The 15,698-nt window shown below is 67.5% G+C and carries 15 protein-coding genes, 1 tRNA gene and 1 pseudogene; 10 read left to right on the plus strand and 7 right to left on the minus strand.

What is annotated here, in order from left to right; all coding sequences use genetic code 11:
• Positions 1-25 precede the first annotated feature (25 nt).
• On the minus strand, positions 26-934 hold the full coding sequence (locus CKJ82_RS09765; RefSeq protein WP_095537981.1) for an FHA domain-containing protein: 909 nt from the start codon (positions 932-934) through the stop codon (positions 26-28).
• A gap of 171 nt (positions 935-1,105) precedes the next feature.
• On the opposite strand from CKJ82_RS09765, the gene CKJ82_RS09770 reads away from it, so the two are divergent.
• From CKJ82_RS09770 to CKJ82_RS09800, 7 genes are all read left to right on the plus strand, one after another.
• Positions 1,106-1,190: transfer RNA gene (locus CKJ82_RS09770), tRNA-Leu, on the plus strand.
• A gap of 207 nt (positions 1,191-1,397) precedes the next feature.
• On the plus strand, positions 1,398-2,624 hold the full coding sequence (locus tag CKJ82_RS09775; protein WP_095537982.1) for an IS1249 family transposase: 1,227 nt from the start codon (positions 1,398-1,400) through the stop codon (positions 2,622-2,624).
• A gap of 165 nt (positions 2,625-2,789) precedes the next feature.
• On the plus strand, positions 2,790-3,791 hold the full coding sequence (locus CKJ82_RS09780; protein ID WP_095537983.1) for a S66 family peptidase: 1,002 nt from the start codon (positions 2,790-2,792) through the stop codon (positions 3,789-3,791).
• An 89-nt stretch (positions 3,792-3,880) separates the two neighbouring features.
• Entirely contained in the window at positions 3,881-5,266 is a 1,386-nt protein-coding gene (locus CKJ82_RS09785) for an MFS transporter (RefSeq protein ID WP_095538041.1), read from the plus strand.
• The gene (locus tag CKJ82_RS09790; RefSeq protein ID WP_095275308.1) at positions 5,256-5,786 is read left to right on the plus strand and encodes a TetR/AcrR family transcriptional regulator; all 531 of its coding nucleotides are present in this window, start codon (positions 5,256-5,258) and stop codon (positions 5,784-5,786) included. The genes CKJ82_RS09785 and CKJ82_RS09790 overlap by 11 nt, the downstream gene beginning before the upstream one ends.
• 37 nt (positions 5,787-5,823) lie before the next feature.
• Complete coding sequence (locus tag CKJ82_RS09795; RefSeq protein ID WP_095537984.1) at positions 5,824-7,128, plus strand: copper oxidase; 1,305 nt, start codon at positions 5,824-5,826, stop codon at positions 7,126-7,128.
• A gap of 115 nt (positions 7,129-7,243) precedes the next feature.
• Positions 7,244-8,323: an HNH endonuclease signature motif containing protein gene (locus CKJ82_RS09800; RefSeq protein WP_095537985.1), complete on the plus strand. Its 1,080-nt coding sequence runs from the start codon at positions 7,244-7,246 to the stop codon at positions 8,321-8,323.
• Here the strand turns inward: CKJ82_RS09800 and CKJ82_RS09805 are convergent.
• The gene (locus CKJ82_RS09805; RefSeq protein WP_095537986.1) at positions 8,262-9,461 is read right to left on the minus strand and encodes a multicopper oxidase domain-containing protein; all 1,200 of its coding nucleotides are present in this window, start codon (positions 9,459-9,461) and stop codon (positions 8,262-8,264) included. The genes CKJ82_RS09800 and CKJ82_RS09805 overlap by 62 nt on opposite strands.
• Positions 9,458-10,513, minus strand: coding sequence for a hypothetical protein (locus CKJ82_RS09810; RefSeq protein ID WP_133064064.1), 1,056 nt, complete (start codon positions 10,511-10,513; stop codon positions 9,458-9,460). Before CKJ82_RS09810 ends, CKJ82_RS09805 begins: the two co-directional genes overlap by 4 nt.
• 122 nt (positions 10,514-10,635) lie before the next feature.
• Here CKJ82_RS09810 and CKJ82_RS09815 point away from each other — a divergent pair, with 122 nt between their 5' ends.
• Positions 10,636-11,316 carry a helix-turn-helix transcriptional regulator gene (locus tag CKJ82_RS09815; RefSeq protein WP_095535842.1) on the plus strand — a complete coding sequence of 227 codons (681 nt, stop codon included), beginning with the start codon at positions 10,636-10,638 and terminating at the stop codon, positions 11,314-11,316.
• Here CKJ82_RS09815 and CKJ82_RS09820 read toward each other — a convergent pair whose 3' ends face one another.
• The 3 genes from CKJ82_RS09820 to CKJ82_RS09830 are packed head-to-tail and all read right to left on the minus strand — an operon-like array spanning position 11,317 to position 13,243.
• Entirely contained in the window at positions 11,317-12,489 is a 1,173-nt protein-coding gene (locus CKJ82_RS09820; protein ID WP_095537988.1) for a globin domain-containing protein, read from the minus strand.
• Between the two features lie 52 nt (positions 12,490-12,541).
• The gene (locus CKJ82_RS09825; RefSeq protein WP_095537989.1) at positions 12,542-13,024 is read right to left on the minus strand and encodes a hypothetical protein; all 483 of its coding nucleotides are present in this window, start codon (positions 13,022-13,024) and stop codon (positions 12,542-12,544) included.
• Positions 13,025-13,030: 6 nt separating this feature from the next.
• Positions 13,031-13,243, minus strand: coding sequence for a helix-turn-helix transcriptional regulator (locus tag CKJ82_RS09830; protein ID WP_095535845.1), 213 nt, complete (start codon positions 13,241-13,243; stop codon positions 13,031-13,033).
• 128 nt (positions 13,244-13,371) lie between these two features.
• Here CKJ82_RS09830 and CKJ82_RS09835 point away from each other — a divergent pair.
• Both CKJ82_RS09835 and CKJ82_RS12060 read left to right on the plus strand, forming a co-directional pair.
• A pseudogene (locus tag CKJ82_RS09835) lies at positions 13,372-14,613 on the plus strand (glutaminase); the annotation flags it as partial.
• A gap of 18 nt (positions 14,614-14,631) precedes the next feature.
• On the plus strand, positions 14,632-15,039 hold the full coding sequence (locus CKJ82_RS12060) for an SRPBCC domain-containing protein (protein WP_240510756.1): 408 nt from the start codon (positions 14,632-14,634) through the stop codon (positions 15,037-15,039).
• 4 nt (positions 15,040-15,043) lie between these two features.
• On the opposite strand, the gene CKJ82_RS09840 is transcribed toward CKJ82_RS12060, so the two are convergent.
• Complete coding sequence (locus CKJ82_RS09840; RefSeq protein ID WP_095275298.1) at positions 15,044-15,637, minus strand: TetR/AcrR family transcriptional regulator; 594 nt, start codon at positions 15,635-15,637, stop codon at positions 15,044-15,046.
• Between the last annotated feature and the right edge of the window lie 61 nt (positions 15,638-15,698).

Genomic DNA, 15,698 nt, shown 5'->3' on the forward strand with positions numbered 1-15,698 from the left:
GGGGCTCCTTTACGGGGTTGCGGTGTTAGGGGCGGAAGAACTCGGTGCTCGGGTGGGCGTCCACCTGGGCCTGCGGGACGTCCTGGTGCGCGTCCGCGGCGGCCGCAGCCTGCGCGAGCGGCTCCACGATGCGCACCTCGATGTGCGAGTGGCCCAGCGTAATCACGTCGCCGTCCGCGAGCATCCAGTTTTCCACCGGCTCCTCGTTGACGGTGGTGCCGTTGGTGGACTGCAGGTCCACCAGGACGGCGACCTCGCCGTCCCACGTGATCTCCGCGTGCTGGCGGGATACCCCGGTGTCCGGCAGGCGGAAGTCCGCGTCGTTGGAGCGGCCCAGGATGTTGGAGCCCTCGTGCACGAGGTAGGTGCGCGAAGACCCGTCCTGTAGCAGCAGGCTCACCGTCGGGGTGCCGCCGGTGGCGGCGGCATCTGTCGTCGGCTCATTCATGTGATCCTCCTGATGGTTGTGATCCGTGGGAACCTGGCTGGCTGCGTGGCGGCGCCGCTTCTTTTTCGGCTCCGCCACGATCGCGTCGAAGCCGCTGACCACGTCGGGCTCCTGGTCGATGTAGGACGACACGCGCAGCTGGCCGGTCCGCAGCCCAGACTCCTCGGCGATACGCACGACGGCGGGCCCGTCCAAAAACCAGCCCAGGTTGCGCACGTACCGCATGAGTTGCTCTGCGAGGTCCGCGGGCAGGTCGCGCTGCTGCGACAGGTTCTCCAGGTCCTTCGACGACACGCCCACCGCAAACACGTTGGGGGAGACGTACTCGTCGCGGTCCGTGACCACGACGGAGTCCTGCGCCTCCTGCTTCACCAGCTCTTCAATCTCGGCCGGCACGACCTTGCCGCCAAACAGCGCGGCCATGGAATTGTCCAGGCCACGCTGCATGGATGAGTCCAGCTTGGCCAAACGATCCATGACACCCATACTGCCCGCACCTCCTTCCCAGCGGCTCTCATTTCGTTCTCACTGATGTCCTATAACCAAGCAAGTATAAGTGCGCAGCGCCCGCAGACCTAGTTCAAAACGCGAAAATGCGGTGTGAACTGGCGATTTGGAGGTACGTTGGGGCGTGGTGTTATATTAATCAAGTCGCCCGCCCGGGTGGCGGAATTGGCAGACGCGCTGGCTTCAGGTGCCAGTGTTCGATAAGGACGTGCGGGTTCAAGTCCCGCCCCGGGCACAACCGGAAGGCCCCGCGAGAGCGGGGCCTTCTTGCATGTTCGGGTTAAGCGACAAAATGTGTGCTTTTTGAGCTATAGATTCCCGGTCTTACCTCCGGCTACGGCGGGAAAGTGCTCGTCGAATCGGGATTCCTGGCTTGCAACATGAAGGTCCACCACTCCAGCCATGAGATGTGCTACTGGCACTGGCTGTTAAACCAGCCTGCATGCCAACTCAACACAGAAAGAGAAAACACAACAGACCCCTGTGCCCGGCATGCCAGCACACCACCATAAAAATGGGCACCACCTCCAGCGGAACACAGCGATGGCGCTGCACACACTGCGGACACACCTTCACCAACCCCAACGCGGCAAAGACCAACGCATACCGGTTTGCCATCTTCATCGACTGGATTACCGGCCAGCGCCCCCTCGATGCTGTCGCTGCAGCCCACAACGTCTCCAGGCGCACACTTATCCGCTGGTTTACCTACTTCTGGTTCATCATCGTCCCGTGCAAACCAGACCCGTACCGCGTCTACGACCAACTTTTTATAGACGGCACCTACTTCCACAAAAAATGCCTGCTTGTCGCCGCAACCAGCGATCACGTCGTCGCCTGGCACTGGTGCACACGAGAAACCGCCTATGACTACGCCAAACTCTTCGACCTGATCGCCGAACCCCTCGTCGTCACCACAGACGGCTCCGGTGGCGCGCACAAAGCCATCAAACAATGCTGGCCAAACGCCTCTATCCAACGCTGCCTCGTCCACGTGCGACGCGACACCATCAAAGACACCACACGCCAACCAACACTGACCGCCCACAAAGCACTCCTTCGCCTCGGCAACCAACTGACCCACATCACCACCCGTGAACAGGCAATTGACTGGGCACTTCGCCTCAACCGTTTCCATGACCTCTACGGCGATTGGCTCAAAGACCGCACCTACCGCGACCAAGTCGCCGCCGAAAAGATCCCAAAACACGTTCGCGACAACCAGCAATGGTGGTACACCCACCCCAGAGCCCGCAGAGCCTACCGCCGGTTCGAGCGCCTCTACCAACAAGGCCACCTCTTCGTCTGGCTCACCCCACCAAACGACACCGCAACCGGACTGAAAACCACCACAAACAGCCTGGAAGGTGGGGTCAACGCACAACTTAAACACCTTGCCCGAGCCCACCGCGGCACATTTGACGAACACCAACGAATCATCATGGACTGGTGGCTCTACCTGCACACCCAGCACCACGATGACCCGCTGGCACTAGCAATCGAGCAAAACTTCGGCCACGTCGGCTACGCACGCGCCCGCCAGGCACACATGCGCCAACGCGACCAAGCCAACTCACCCGACGGCCGGCCGAAAGTCTACGACACCGGCATCGACACCGACTTCAACCCCTCCTGGGCCATCCGACACGGCTGGGCAGGACGAACATAACCCCAGCACAACACACCCAAAAACCACCCATCCCACCCCCAAAAAAGCACACATTTTGTCGCTTAAGTCGACACGCCGAGAAAAGCACACATTTTGTCGCTTAACCCGCATGTTCGGGGCGATTCCGGACACACTTTTCGGCCCCGAGCCCGTAATGTCAGAACAATGACTACCTACCCGCGCCCCCTGCAGGCAGGCGACACCATCCGCGTTGTCGCCCCGTCGCGTTCGTTGACCTACGTGGAGCAGGGGAAGGCGGGGCGCTTCGTCGAAAAGCTTGCGAACGAGCGCCTGGCAACACTGGGCATCAGCGTGACCTTCGGCGACAACGTGCGCGAATCGGATATGTTCTGGTCGTCCTCGGCGGAATCGCGCGCCGCGGACCTGCACGACGCGTTTGCGGACCCCGAGGTGGCGGGCATCATGAGCGTGATCGGCGGCTTTACCAGCAACGAGGTCCTGCCGCACCTGGATTTCGACCTCATCGCGGCGAACCCGAAGTTCATGTGCGGCAACTCGGACATCTCCGCGATCGCCAACGCGGTCTACGCGCGCACCGGCGTGGCCACCTACATCGGCCCGCACTGGTCCACGCTGGGCATGCGCGACCACTCCGAGGTCACGCGCGCCGGGTTCGAGCACGCCGCGTTCAGCCTGGACCCCATCGAGTGGGAGGCCGGCGACTGGTTCACCGACGACGACTGGTTTATCAACCAGGACGGCCGCGTCCGCGAGCCCGACGACGGCTGGTGGCCCATCCAGGCCGGCACGGCGCACGGCGTGGCCCTCGGCGCGAACCTGGGCACGCTCGGCCTGCTCGCCGGCACCGAGTTCATGCCCTCGCTCGAGCGCGCCGTCCTCTTCGCCGAGGTCACCGGCAAGTACAGCGTGATGGATTTCCGTCGCGAGCTCGTCTCCCTGCTGCAGATGCCCGACGGCGAGGGCATCGAGGGCGTGGTCATCGGCCGCTTCCAGACCGCCAGCCGCGTCACGCGCGCGATGCTCGAGGAAACGATCGCGTCGATCCCGGAGCTGGAAGGCAAGCCCGTCATCGCCAACGCCAGCTTCGGCCACACCAACCCGCTGCTCACGTTCCCTGTGGGTGGGGAGGCGCAGGTGCGAGTGCTTGACGACGCCTCCATACGCTTCCCCCGCCTTGAAACCTAAACGGACGGTCATTACAGTTTCGGCGCGTGACACATTCCGCCTCCGCCCAACGCTGGACCTTCTTCGCCGTCGTCTCCACGGGCCTGCTCATGATCGGCCTGGACAACTCGATCCTGTACACCGCGCTGCCGGCCTTGAGCGCTCAGCTGCACGCCACGCCCGCGCAGTCCCTGTGGATCATTAACGCGTACCCGCTGGTGCTCTCCGGGCTGCTGCTGGGCACCGGCACGCTTGGAGACAAAATCGGTCACCGCCTCATGTGGCTCATCGGCCTGGGCATCTTCGGGGTGGCGTCGCTAGCCGCGGCGTTCGCGCCGGGCGCGTGGTGGCTCGTCGCGGCGCGCGGCCTCCTCGGCTTCGGCGCCGCGGTGATGATGCCCGCCACGCTCGCGCTGATCCGCCTCACCTTCCCCAACGAGCGGGAGCGCAACACCGCCATCGGCATCTGGGCCTCCGTCGCGGTCGTTGGCGCCGCGCTCGGGCCCCTGGTCGGCGGTGCGCTGCTCGAGCACTTCTGGTGGGGCTCCGTCTTCCTCATCAACGTGCCGATCGTGCTCGTCGCGCTCATCGCCACGTTCGCCCTCGCGCCGGAGAACGTGCCCAACCCGGCGAAGCACTGGGACATCGTCTCCTCCATCTACGCCTTGTTCGCGCTCTCCGGCCTGACCATGACCATCAAGAGCGTGGCCAACCCGGACCGCTCGGCGGCGCTGGTTGGGGGCGCGGTCGTCGTGTGCCTGCTCGCGGGCTGGCTGTTCGCGCGCCGGCAGCGCGGGCTGGCGGACCCGCTGCTCACCTTCGACATCTTCCGGTCCCGCCTGTTTTCCGGCGGCGTTATCGCGGCGGCCGGCGCGATGTTCGTCCTCGCGGGCGTGGAGCTGATGACCTCGCAGAAACTGCAGCTGGTCAGCGGTTTCTCCCCGCTGCACGCGGGCGCGGTGATCACGGCGATGGCGGTCGCGGCGATCCCGGCCTCCGTGGTCGGCGGCGCGAACCTGCACCGCATCGGCTTCCTCCCGCTCATCGGCGGCGGCTTCCTGGGCGCGGCGGCGGGCACCGCGCTGCTCATCGCCGGCGACTCCGCCGACGGCCTCGCCCTCGAGCTCGCCGCGCTCGTCCTCCTCGGGTTCTCCGCCGGCTCGGTGATGTCGGTGAGCTCGATCGCCATCCTCGGCGCCGCGCCGCGGCACCGCTCGGGCATGGCCGCGGGCGTCGAGGAGGTTTCGTACGAGTTTGGCACTCTGCTCACCGTCGCCGTCACCGGCTCGCTCCTCCCGCTGTGGCTCGAGCGGCGCTTCCCGCAAGGCATGGAGGTGCTGTATAGCGGCCCACCCAGCCCCGCCGCCGTCACCGCCTACGCGGACGCCTACCACGCCGTCCTGCTCCTCCTCGCCGCCGCGGCCCTGGTGTTCGCCGCGGCGACCTGGTGGTGCTTCCGCGACAACCCGAAGTCTGGAGAACTCCATGCCGCGTAAAAGCAAGCGCGCCGAGATCCTGCGCGCCGCCTACGCCATCGTCGCTGGACCGGGCGGTATCGAGGCGGTCACCTACGACCGGCTCGCCGCCGAGACGGACCTGTCCAAGTCCGGCCTGCTCTACCACTTCCCGTCGCGCCACGAGCTCCTCGTCGGGCTGCACGAGTACACCGCGGGCCTGTGGGAGGACAAGGTGCGCGCCCGCGCCGGCGGGGACGCCGCTGACCTCGCCCCGCGCGAGCGCTACCGGGCGATGCTGGTGACCATGAGCGAGCACGAGCCGCTCGCCGAGCTGCTGGTCACCCTCCACGCCCACACCCATCCCGACTACACGCGCCCGTGGCTGGAGGTGGAGGACCGGTGGCTGCCGCGCCCCGACGACACGGCCACGGACCCGGACCTCCTGGCGGCGTCGGTGCTGGCGTCGGGGCTCTGGGCGCACGACCACATCTACGCAAGGCCGCTGGCGGAGGGGAACCGGGCGGTGATCGTCGAGAAGCTGCTCCAGCTCCTCAATTAAATACAACTTTAGTTGGAGTAAATGTTAGGTTAGTGCCATGCCGAAGAAATGGAGCCCGCACGCCTGGCACCGGCGCGCGTCCAGGCCCGTGATGGTCTGGATGGTCGTGTTCATCGTGATCGGGCTTGCGCACCCGCTCGTGCCCGAGCCGCGGTGGCTGCTCATCCACGTGTTCACGCTGGGCATCCTGACCAACTCGGTGGTGCTGTGGTCGCAAAACCTCACCGAACGGTTCCTGCAGCAGCGGCTGCCCGACAGCGCCCGGCCCGCGCAGCTGCGCCGCACCTGGGCGCTCAACGCGGGCGTCGTGTGCGTGCTGGTGGGGCAGTTCCTCGCCGGGTGGTGGCGCGGGCACTACGTGCTGACCTGGGTCGGCGCCGCGATCGTCGCGGGAGTGCTGGGCTGGCACTCGTGGCAGCTGTACGCGCAGGTACGGCGCGCCGGGCGCGACAAGCGGCTCCGTCCGGTGGTGCTCGGCTACGTGGCCAGCGCGGTGTTCCTGCCCGTCGGCGTGGCGTTCGGCTCCGCGCTGTCGTTCGGGCTGCCCGGCGACTGGCAGGAGCGCGTCCGGCTCGCGCACCTGGTCACCAACGTCGGCGGGTTCGTGGGGTTGGCGGCGCTGGCGTCGCTGACCGTGCTGTTCCCCAGCATGTGGCGGGTCAACGGGATGCACGACCGGGCGGGGGTCTCGGTGCCGCTGGCGGTCGCGGGCGTGATCGTGGCCAGCTGCGGCGCGCTCGCGGGGCTGGACCTCCTGGCCAGCGCGGGCACGGTTGTGTACGTCGCCGCGTGGCTGTGGACGTTCCACGGCTTCCTGGTCAACGTCCTCGATGTGCTTCGCGACCCCCGCGGCCGCGTCACCTACGCCGGCCTGAGCGTCTTCGCGTCGCTGATCTGGCTGATTGTCACGCTCATCTGGTTCGCCGTCCGCCTCACCACGCCGGACCTGCCGACGCTCGCGCTCATGCTCGGCTTCGCCGCCCAGCTCCTGATCGGCACGATGAGCTACCTGCTGCCCACGACGATGGGCGGCGGCCCGCGTGCAGTCCGCGCCGGCCTGGCGGAACTGTCGCGCGCCGCGTACTTCCGCGTCGTCTTGTTCAACGGCTCGCTCGCGTGCTGGCTGGCCACGGACAATTCGTGGCTGCGCGTGGCGATGAGCGTCCTCTGCTTCGGCGTGCTCGTCGCGTTTTTGCCGCTCATGGCCCGCGCGATCCGCGCGCAGGTTGGGGTGCTCAAGGGCAAGGATTCGCTTATCGACGCCACACCCACCCAACACCCCGCCACCCAATCCGCCGCCGCGCTCGTCGTGTTGGGCGTGCTCATCGCCGTGCTGAGCTGAAAACCCCCAAACCGTATTAGACGCAGCAACCCGGCCCCCGGTTCCATTTTTGCGGGAACTGGGGGACTTCTCACATTTCCTCATTTTCGCTGCTGTTTCGGATATTGTTGCTGCCATGAACGCACTCGCACAGCTCGCCCGGTTTGACCGCAGCGGTTTCGACTTCGTCGCCGCCGCGGCGGGCAAGTCTGCCCGCGAGGTGCGTGACGAGGGGGTCCAGTACGACCGCGCGAAGCAGCTGGTCGCGGCGGCGCGCACGCTCTGCGGCCGCGCGTCCCACTCGCGCTACCAGCAGCGGGCGCACGACGGGGCGCGGGAGCACGGGCACCGGATCGAGACGCTCGCGTACATTGCGAGGACGGCGAACGGGATCAAGGACGCGACGAAGCGGTGGCGCTACATCGACACGCTGTGCAACACGCCGGGGGACCTGTCGCTGATCCGCAAGCGCGCGGCGGAGCTGAAGGAGGAGCTTCAGCCGCGCGCGCCGCGCACCGCGTGCGCGCGCGTCACCCACCACGGCGACGGCCAGGCCACCCTGCGCGTGACCGGCCCCGCGCTGGACGTCCAGGCAGCCTACGACGCCGCGAAGAACGACGTCGCCGCCTGGCTCGACCAGGACTGCCCGCGGGCCGACTACCTGCTCAAGCTCAGCGTGAACCTGGACCTCGGCGACTACGTCCGGATCGTCTCCGGCGCCGGCGACGACGTGCAGGTCCGCTTCGCCAACGGGGTGGTCATGTCCGGCGAGGAGTTCGTGCGGCAGCGACTCTCGCAGTTCGGGCACATCATCCTCGTCGGCGCGATGGACGGGCCCGTCAACGCCTACGACATGCGCCTGGCCACGCCGAAGCACCGCGAGATGATGCTTGCGGACTCAGCGACGTGCACGTGGAAGGACTGCGACGTGCCGGCCTCGCGCTGCGACGCCCACCACATGACCGAGCACCAGCACGGCGGCGAGACCGCGGTCCACAACCTGGGCTGGCTGTGCCGGTACCACAACTACCAGGCGGGCCGCGCCTCCCGCGGGCGCACGGAGCGGCGGGGCGGGCGGATTGTGTACGTCTCGCCGTCGGGAAGCGTCACGCCCACCGGCGCGGACCACGTGGCCCGCGCGCCGTACCGCACCGTCACGGACGGACCACAAACTGGCCGCGCTGGCCCTTCTCCGCATCCGTCATCTGGTGGTTGACAAAGCTGTAGGTGCCCGGCTCGTCGAAGGTGAACTCCACGAACCCGCCCTGTGCGGCGAGGAGGTCGAGGGCCTGGGAGCCGGTGTCGTGGGCGTCGCGAAGCGAATAGGCGCCTTCCTTGTACACGGTGTCGAAGATTTCTCCGACGACGTGGAAGCTGACCGGGTTGTCGGGCCCGACGTCGAGGACCCAGACGCGGACCGTGTCGCCGACGTGCGCCTCAATCGGGTGCTCGACGTACTGGTTCGGCGTGCCGTTGAACGCGGTGGCGTCGTACTCGCCGCCGGGGATGCTGTCGTCGTCGTGGTAGATCTCGTGTGCGACGAGCGCGTACTCCGCGTCGACGGGGCTGAGGTCCGGCGGGTCGATGATGAGGGCGCCGGCCATCCCCTTCGCAATGTGCAGGCTCATCGGCATCGTGCCGCAGTGGTACATCCAGATGCCGGAGCGCCGCGCGGTGAACTCGTAGACCACCTTGTCGCCCGGCGGGATCTCGCGCATCACCTCGTCGGGGCTGACTTCGCCGGCGTGGAAGTCGATCGAGTGGCTCATCTGCCCGTGGTTTTCCACGGTGATGCGGAACCGGTCGCCCACCTTGCCGCGCAGCGTTGGCCCGGGCGCTTGGTCGGCGAAGGTCCAGGAGTCGCCGTCGTCGTGTACCACCCAGGTCTCCTCGTGGAGTTCGCCGCTCGCGGGCTGCAGCGTGGCGTCGCGGGCAGTGCCTATCGACGCCTCCTCTTCTCCCTTCCCGCTCGTCACCACATCAAAGGTCATGCCCATGGCTTTGTGGCCCGCGATCGTGCACCAGCCCTGGGTGTCCTCGGTGAAGACGCCGAAGTCGTGGGTGACGGTCTCGCCGGGGTCGATGCGGCCGCTGTGCTCGCCGCCGAGCTTCAGGTCGTGCTGCTGCGTGTCCGAGTTGGTGATGTTGAGGACGAGCCGGGTGCCCGGCTCCACCGCGACGCTCGCGGGGACGAACGACATGCCCTGGATGTCCACGTCGATGGTGGTGGCGTCTTCGCTGCTCACCGCCTGTGTGCTGGTGGTGTCGGAGCCACTGAACGCGAGCGTGAGCCCGACGACGACGGCGACCACGAGGGCGATGAGCCCCCAGGCCAGGGATTCGGTTCGTTTCATGGGACAGCTACCTTTCTTGCGTGGAGCGCGAGCCCTACTCCCAGTATGGCAAGCCCGATCCGCGGGCTGACCAGGGCGACGAGCGCGCCGCCGTTGACCACGCCGACTTTGATGAAGCCGTTGTCGGGCTCGCGCGCGCCGCGGGCGAGGACCGGCAGCAGGTGGCCGATCGCGCCCGCGACGACCTGGGCGAGCCCGGCGGCGAGGAGGAACGTGAGCAGATTTGCGGGGAAGCGGACGGCACCGGTGGCGAGTGTTGCGGCGTCGGCAAACATGGCGCCGAGCAGCCAGAGCAGTCCGGCGGCGACGCTCACCGCGGGGGCCGACAGCCCGGGCGTGAACAGCGCGCCGGCGAGGACGGGCTGCAGCGCGTAGGACCACGCGAGCGCGCACACCGCGAGCGCCACCGCGGCGAGCGGCGGGCTGGCCAGGGCCGCGGCGGCTGCGGCTGGCAGCGCGATGCAGTGGGCGAGCAGCGTGCGGGGGAGGCGGGCGCGGGCGGTGGTGGAGGCCCGGTTGCCCGTCATGGTGGGGAGCAGGGTGATGACGGTGCCGGCGATGGTGGTCCACGCGAAGCCCCAGACGGCGAGGCGGGAGTGGGCGGCGATGGTGGCGTCGATAAGCGAGGGCCCCACGTGCCGCGAGCCCACGGCGACGGCGGCGCCGAGGGTGAAGAACGCGGCGGCGACGACGTAGCAGCGGGCGGTGCTGGCGAACGGGCTGGTGAGGCCGCGGCGTAGCTTGCGGGCGATGGACACCCCGTGCCAGCACAGCGCGGCCGCAGCGACGGCGGCCGGAATGGCCAGCGGCGCGCCCAGCAGCAGCGCGACGAGCGCCAGGTTGACCGCCGCGATGCGCACGGCCAGCCCGGCGGGGCGGGAGGCGGTGCGCGTGAGCGCGTCGGCGAAGTGGGTGGAGTAGGCCTGGATGGCGGTCGTGACCACGCCGAGCGTGAGCGGGTGGATCACCGTCCAGCGCGACGCGCCGGCGAGCGCGGCCGCGAGCGAGACGGCGGCCCAGCACGCCACGAGCACGCCCACTACTTTTTGCACGGTAATAATCGTACTAAGCTGGGAGGGGTCAAACAAGGCGGTCAGGGCGTGGTTCATATAATGAACGCACGCAACTGTCCAAGAAGTGCCGCCGCCGAGCGGCCGGCAGAAAGGTGCGAAGCATGGACCGACACCGGACGCCGCGCCCCACTTCCGATCTCACCACCGCGGCCGCGGAGCTGAGCGCGAAGCAGCGCGAGGTCTTCGGCGCGCTGCAGCAGTTCCCGCAGGGCGCGCAGGTGACGGAGCTGGCGAAGGAACTGGGCATGCACATCAACACGGTCCGCGGGCACCTTGACGAGCTCATCGCCCACGGGCTCGTGGTGCGCAGGCAGGCGCGCACGACCGGGCGGGGGCGGCCGTCGCACATCTTTACCGCGCGCGTGGCGCGGAACGCGGACGTGACCAGCGAGTACGTCGAGCTGGTTGACATGCTGGCCACCGCGATCGCCGGCGACGACCTGGAGCGGGCGCGCGAGGTGGGGCGGCAGTGGGCGAAGGAGGCGTCGTCGAGGCACGGCGGCACGCCGCGGGATCTGGACGAGGCGACCGAGAAGGTCGCCCGGATCCTGCGGGATATGGGGTTCGACCCAGCGCTTCGCGACGATGCCGCCACCGACACCTCACGCGAACTCTCCCTCAAGGCGTGCCCGTTTGTCACCGACCCCGGCAGGGCGCCGAGCCCGGCGGTGTGCGCGCTGCACGCCGGCTACGTGGACGGCAAGGCGGGCCGCATGCAGGTGGAGCTTCTGCCGTTCGACCGGCCCCACGAGTGCGGGGCCCGCATCACCGAGGTGGAGTAGCTAGTTGATCAGCCAGTCGTTCGGGCTGAACAGCTCGAAGTAGACGTTGGCGGGCGCCTTGTCGGCGGGCAGCGCCGCGATGTCGTCGCGGATGCCCTGGAGGAAGTTCGCGCCGCCGCAGAGGTAGACGTCCGCGCCGGCGAGGTCGGCCTCGGCGATGTTGACGCGCTGGTCCTGGCTGCGGAAGGTGGCGGTGACGTTGGCGTCGGCAAGCGCTTCCGCGAGGGCGCGGGTCTCGGCCTGCTGCGCCCAGGAATCTTCGGAGTTGTCGGCGTGGAGGTAGGTCACCTTGCGGTCCGAGTGGGTGCGCGAGAGGTGGCCCAGGATGCCCACCATCGGGGTGGAGCCGATGCCGCTGGAGATGAGCACGACCGGGTTGTTGCTGTCCTGGAGGACCAGGTCGCCGGCGGCGAGGGTGGCGTCGACGGTGTCGCCGACCGCCACGTGGTCGCGCAGGAAGGTCGAGACCTCGCCGTCGGTCTCCACGGCGATGCGGTAGGAGTGCTCGTCGCCCTCGATGATGGAGTACTGGCGGAGCTGGCGGGCGCCGTCGTCAAGCGTGACGCCCACGGACGTGTACTGGCCGGGGCGCGGCGCGGTGAAGTCGCCGCTGAGCGTGTAGGCGTAGACGGAGTCCGTGAGCTGCTCCTTGGCCGTGACCTCGGCGCGGCGGAAGACGTCGCCGTCGGTCACGCCGTCGGATTCGTAGAGCTTTGCCTCGTGCTTGATCAGCACGTCGGCCATGAGCCAGTAGACGGCGTCCCAGGCTTCGGCGACTTCGGGGGTGACGGCGTCGCCGAGCACCTCGGCGATCGCGGCCATGAGGTTGTCGTGCACGATCTGGTACTGGTCCTTGCGGATGCCCAGCGAGACGTGCTTGTGGGCGATGCGGTCCAGCATCATGACCGGGTCCGGCGCGTTCGGGTCCACGAGCTGGGTGGCGAAGGTCGCGACCGAGGCCGCGAGCGCCTTCTGCTGCGCGCCCTGCTTCTGGTTGCCGCGGTTGAAGGTGTTGGCGATGAGCTCCGGGTGCGCGGTGAACATCTTGTTGTAGAACGTCTTCGTGATGGTCTCGATGTTCTCACCCACCGGCGGGAGCGTGGCCTTGATGATCTCGGCGTGCTCCTCGCTGAGGTGGTTGAGCTTCGGGTCCGGCTTTTCCTGCAGGTACATGCGGTGTCCTTTCGTGTCGCTGAACGATTAACACCGACTGTACCCGTCAAAACTAGTCCTCGAGGTCCGTGGCGAGGCGCTCCTCGTCGTCGCGGCGCTTGCGGCGCTGGAAGCGCGGGGCGAAGATGGCCGCCGCGCCGCCGCCGATGAGCGCGCCGATGACCATGCCGATGGTGCCGCTGCGGTCGCCGTCGAAGTCGGTGAAGGCGATGCCGGCGAGGGCGATCGCGAAGAGGATCCAGATGGGCAGGGTGGAAAGGGTGAACATCTTGGGCGGGCGGGGCCGCGGGGCGTAGTTCTGCATCCACAGCGCGCCGGCGGTTTGCGCGAGCGTAACGGGCAGCAAGGCCAGCAGCGAGTAGATGGCGGCGCCGTCGGGCAGGACCCACGCGAGGATCGCCATGATGAATGTGGTCGTGTACATGAGCGTCTCCGAGGTCACGGTGTTGGACTGGTGGAGGATCTGCTGCTGGTATTCGTCGTCGGTGCCTTGGTTGGCCAGGGCGACTTTCTTGTCGCCGTACTGCTTCAACATGGGGAGTTATCCTTCCTGGTCGTCGCCGAAGAGGGCTTCGACGGTTTTGCCGAGGGTGTGTGCGATGTCGAGTGCGAGGTGGACGGAGGGGGAGTAGTTGCCTTTTTCAATGTTGGCGATGGTCTGGCGGGACACTCCCACCTGTGCGGCGAGGTCGGCTTGGGAGAGTTCCTGCCACCGCCGCCATTTGCGGACCATGTTTTCGTGTGTGTCTGGCATCAGCGCTCCTTTCGTGTCTCGTAAGCGCCTACGTCAAACTATAAACCAAACACGCCACGATGTAAAGGAAACTAGACAAAAAGGAAATGGGGGAGCGTCGATAAGCGAAAGGCTCTAGACTGGCGCGCATGCCGACGCCAGTGCCTGCCTACCTTGACCGCATCCTTGAGCTCGTCCGCGACGACGACAGCGGCGAGGTCGCCGACTACATCGACGAGCTGGCCGCCGCGGACCCCGACAAGCTGGGCGTGGCGCTGTGCACGACCTCGGGAAACCTGTACTCGGTGGGCGATGACGACTACGAGTTCACCATCCAGTCGATCTCCAAGCCGTTCGTGTACGCGCTCGCGCTGGAGGAGCTCGGCGCCGCGGAGGTGCACAAGTACGTGGGCGTGGAGCCGTCGGGCGAGGCGTTCAACGCGATCTCGCTGGAGGAGGGCACGCACCGCCCCGCGAATCCGATGATCAACGCGGGCGCGATCGCGGTGAACCAGATGATCAACGGCGCCGAGTCCTCGGTGGAGGAGCGGGTAGAGAAGATCCGCGCGTACTTCTCCCGGCTCGCGGGCAGGGAGCTGCGTATCGACGAGTCGCTGGTCCAGTCCGAACTCGGCACCGCCCACCGCAACCTGGCCATCGCGCACCTGCTGCGGGAGTTCGGCATGGTCCAGGACCAGGCGCACGACGCGATCGACTCGTACACGCAGCAGTGCTCCGTGCTGGTGACGGTGCGCGACCTGGCCACCATGGCGGCGACCCTGGCCAACGGCGGCGTGCAGCCGATTACCGGCGAGCGCGTCCTGTCCGCCGGCTCGTGCCGGATCACGCAGGCGGTGATGACGTCGGCCGGCATGTACGACGGGTCGGGGCAGTGGATGGTCAACGTGGGGATCCCGGCGAAATCCGGCGTCGCCGGCGGGTTGATCGGGACGATGCCGGGGCAGTTGGGGTTGGCGTCGTTAAGCCCGCGGCTCAACGAGCAGGGCAACTCGGTGCGCGGGGTGCGGATCTTCCGCGAGATGTCCGACTCGCTCGGGCTGAACCTGATGGGCGCGGACTTCTACGCCGCGCCGGGCATTCGGTCGGTGGAGCGGCGCGAGGACTGCACCGTGGTGGAGCTGCAGGGCATGATCAACTTCACCGCCGCGGAGAACATCCTGCACGACCTGGCCAGCGAGCGCATCGTGGGCGGCACGCTGGTGCTCGACGTGTCCAACGTGACCAGCTTTAACAAGGCCGGGCGCCTGCTGATCAAGGAGGGGATGCGCCACCTGCGCGACACCGGCCTGGACGTGCGCATCTACGACCCCGACGGCGCGATGCCGGACTACGAGTTTTCCGACGGCACGAAGGTCCCCGCCATCAAGGACTTCTCCACTACCTTCACCGTGCCGGGGTCGCGCACCGAGGTCTTCCGGGCGATCTCCGCCCCGCAGGAGTGGTGGGACGAGCACGTCGACTACATCGAGGGCTCGGCCTCCGAGCAGGGCGGCGAGTTCCACTTCGACACCGACGACCAGTACGCGGAATTCCGCGTCGAGGAGTCCGAGGTGGGCGACCGCCTGGTCTGGCACACCGAGACCACGGGCAAGGACAAGGAGGACCGCGACTGGGACGACACCTCGCTCATCTTCGAGCTCAGCGACAGCGAGCAGGAGGACGGCGAAACCCAGGTCACGTTTACCCACCGAGGCATGCACCCGCACGGCGAGGGCTACAAGGAGGCCGTGGAGGCGTGGCGGGAGCGCATCCAGGAGCGGCTCGAGCCGCTGATCCGGCGCCGCGGCGAGCGGTAGCGCGCTAGAGCGCCGCGAGGAAGGCGGCGGAGGCGACGTTGATGAGCAGTTCGCGCTGCTCGGCGGGGCAGCCGTCGTCGACCCAGTCCAGCGCGATGGCGTCGATAAAGCCGATGAGCCCCGAGACGGCGATGCGCGCGCGGTCGTCACTGCGGCCGAGGAAGTCGCACAGCGCCTGCACGGTGGTGTCGTGGCGCTCGATGCGCAGGTGGATCGCCTCGATCGGCTCCTCGCCGCCGCGCTTGCCGGTGGACCACACGAACGGGTGCGTCTCGATGTAGTTGAGGTAGATGTCCAGCCCGCGGCGCACGATTTCCTCGGTGTCGGAGGACTCGAGCCCCTCAGCTGCGGCGATCTGGGCGTTGTGCAGGTTGATGGCCGTGCGCTCGAGGAAGGCGGTGTACAGGCCGGCCTTGGAGTCGAAGTAGTGGAACACCAAGCCTTGGGACACGCCGCAGTGATCGGCGATACGCTGGGTGGGGACCTCGCTGTAGGGCGTGGTGGAGAAGATCTCCGTGGCAGCGTCGAGAATTTCCTGGCGCCGCTCCTCCACGCTCAGGCGCCGCTGTGGCGCGTGCGTCGTGTGGCGTTCTGTCATGCGCTACATCGTACACACGCACAAGTTTTACATGCATTGAATATCAATATAATTCTGAACG

It is taken from the genome of Corynebacterium gottingense (assembly GCF_002285125.1).
In the GTDB taxonomy this organism is placed as follows: domain Bacteria; phylum Actinomycetota; class Actinomycetes; order Mycobacteriales; family Mycobacteriaceae; genus Corynebacterium; species Corynebacterium gottingense.

Excerpts from the sequence above, each read along its gene's own strand:
- CKJ82_RS09790 (WP_095275308.1), top strand. The coding sequence starts at position 5,256 with ATGCCGCGTAAAAGCAAGCGCGCCGAGATCCTGCGCGCCGCCTACGCC.
- CKJ82_RS09780 (WP_095537983.1), top strand. The coding sequence starts at position 2,790 with ATGACTACCTACCCGCGCCCCCTGCAGGCAGGCGACACCATCCGCGTT.
- CKJ82_RS09765 (WP_095537981.1), bottom strand. The coding sequence starts at position 934 with ATGGGTGTCATGGATCGTTTGGCCAAGCTGGACTCATCCATGCAGCGT.
- CKJ82_RS09800 (WP_095537985.1), top strand. The coding sequence starts at position 7,244 with ATGAACGCACTCGCACAGCTCGCCCGGTTTGACCGCAGCGGTTTCGAC.
- CKJ82_RS09785 (WP_095538041.1), top strand. The coding sequence starts at position 3,881 with ATGATCGGCCTGGACAACTCGATCCTGTACACCGCGCTGCCGGCCTTG.
- CKJ82_RS09805 (WP_095537986.1), bottom strand. The coding sequence starts at position 9,461 with ATGAAACGAACCGAATCCCTGGCCTGGGGGCTCATCGCCCTCGTGGTC.
- CKJ82_RS09820 (WP_095537988.1), bottom strand. The coding sequence starts at position 12,489 with ATGTACCTGCAGGAAAAGCCGGACCCGAAGCTCAACCACCTCAGCGAG.
- CKJ82_RS09795 (WP_095537984.1), top strand. The coding sequence starts at position 5,824 with ATGCCGAAGAAATGGAGCCCGCACGCCTGGCACCGGCGCGCGTCCAGG.
- CKJ82_RS09830 (WP_095535845.1), bottom strand. The coding sequence starts at position 13,243 with ATGCCAGACACACACGAAAACATGGTCCGCAAATGGCGGCGGTGGCAG.
- CKJ82_RS09825 (WP_095537989.1), bottom strand. The coding sequence starts at position 13,024 with ATGTTGAAGCAGTACGGCGACAAGAAAGTCGCCCTGGCCAACCAAGGC.
- CKJ82_RS09840 (WP_095275298.1), bottom strand. The coding sequence starts at position 15,637 with ATGACAGAACGCCACACGACGCACGCGCCACAGCGGCGCCTGAGCGTG.
- CKJ82_RS09775 (WP_095537982.1), top strand. The coding sequence starts at position 1,398 with ATGCCAACTCAACACAGAAAGAGAAAACACAACAGACCCCTGTGCCCG.
- CKJ82_RS09815 (WP_095535842.1), top strand. The coding sequence starts at position 10,636 with ATGGACCGACACCGGACGCCGCGCCCCACTTCCGATCTCACCACCGCG.